Origin of the sequence: Amycolatopsis sp. NPDC059027, from assembly GCF_042739735.1 — a bacterium.
In the GTDB taxonomy this organism is placed as follows: Bacteria; Actinomycetota; Actinomycetes; order Mycobacteriales; family Pseudonocardiaceae; genus Amycolatopsis.
Genome location: NZ_JBHYIK010000173.1, coordinates 1 through 1,228 on the forward strand (window position 1 = coordinate 1; position 1,228 = coordinate 1,228).

1 protein-coding gene is annotated in these 1,228 nt (G+C 68.6%); it reads right to left on the minus strand.

Annotated features, from left to right (window positions below; translation table 11 throughout):
• Nucleotides 1-34: 34 nt before the first annotated feature.
• Nucleotides 35-1,219 carry an IS30 family transposase gene (locus tag ACFWY9_RS44930; RefSeq protein WP_378341777.1) on the minus strand — a complete coding sequence of 395 codons (1,185 nt, stop codon included), beginning with the start codon at nucleotides 1,217-1,219 and terminating at the stop codon, nucleotides 35-37.
• Nucleotides 1,220-1,228: the final 9 nt, after the last annotated feature.

The window sequence follows — 1,228 nt, forward strand, 5'->3', positions numbered from 1 at the left end:
GGCGGATTCATGCGATCGTCGCAACATGCTCTACTTAGGACAGTATCATGTTGAGTTTTTCTTTGGGGCTGAGCCAGTTCAGGGTTTTGCGGGGACGGTCGTTGAGCTGGGCGGCGACGGCGGCGAGGTGTTCGGGGGTGTGGATCGAGAGGTCGGTGCCTTTGGGGAAGTACTGGCGCAGCAGGCCGTTGGTGTTCTCGTTGGTGCCGCGTTGCCAGGGCGAGTGCGGGTCGGCGAAGAAGATGGCCATCTCGGTGGCCAGGGTGATCTCGGCGTGCCGGGCCATCTCGTTGCCCCGGTCCCAGGTCAGCGACCGTTTCAACGCCTCGGGCAGGGTCTGGATCGCGGTGATCATCGCGTCCCGCACGGCCACGGCGTCGTGTCCGTGGGGCAAGGGCAGCAGGATGCAGAACCGGCTGGTGCGTTCCACCAGCGTCCCGATCGCCGAGCCGTTGGCCTTGCCCAGGATCAGATCGCCTTCCCAATGCCCGGGCACCGCCCGATCCTCGGCCTCGGCCGGGCGTTCGCTGATCTCGACGAGGTCGGGAATCCGCGACCGGCGCGCGCCGGCCTGGCGCCGCGGGTGGCGCAGCGCCCGCCCCGTCCGCAAACACGCGGCCAGCTCCCGGCGCAGCGCACCCCGGCCCTGCACATAGATCGACTGGTAGATCGTCTCGTGCGACACCCACATCTCCGGCCGGTCAGGAAACTCCAGCGGCAGCATCGCAGCGATCTGCTCCGGCGACCACCGATCCAGCAACCGCGCCTGCACCCACTCCCGCAACTCCAGATTACCGGCCAGCTTCGCCGTCTTCGGCCGCCGCGCCCGCACCCGCGCCGCCGCCTCGGCCCGATGCGCCCGATACCCGTCCCGGCCACCGTTACGGGCGATCTCCCGGCTCACCGTCGACGGCGGCCGCCCCAACCCGGCCGCGATCACCCGCATCGACTCACCCCGAGCCAAACCCAGCGAAATCTCCTCCCGCTCCGCCACCGACAAATACCGTGTCCCCAACAGACGGGGCGCGTTACCGATCACCCCACCAGCATCGGCGAACCACCGCCGCCCCGTCTCATGCGACACACCCACCACCCGCGCCGCAGGCTTGGCCGCCACCCCCGACCGCACCAACTCCCAAAACCGCACCCGCACACCCCGCGGCAACACCACATTCGGCATCACAACCTCCGACCACAACCGGTGTTGCAACCACCCCATGAACCCGAG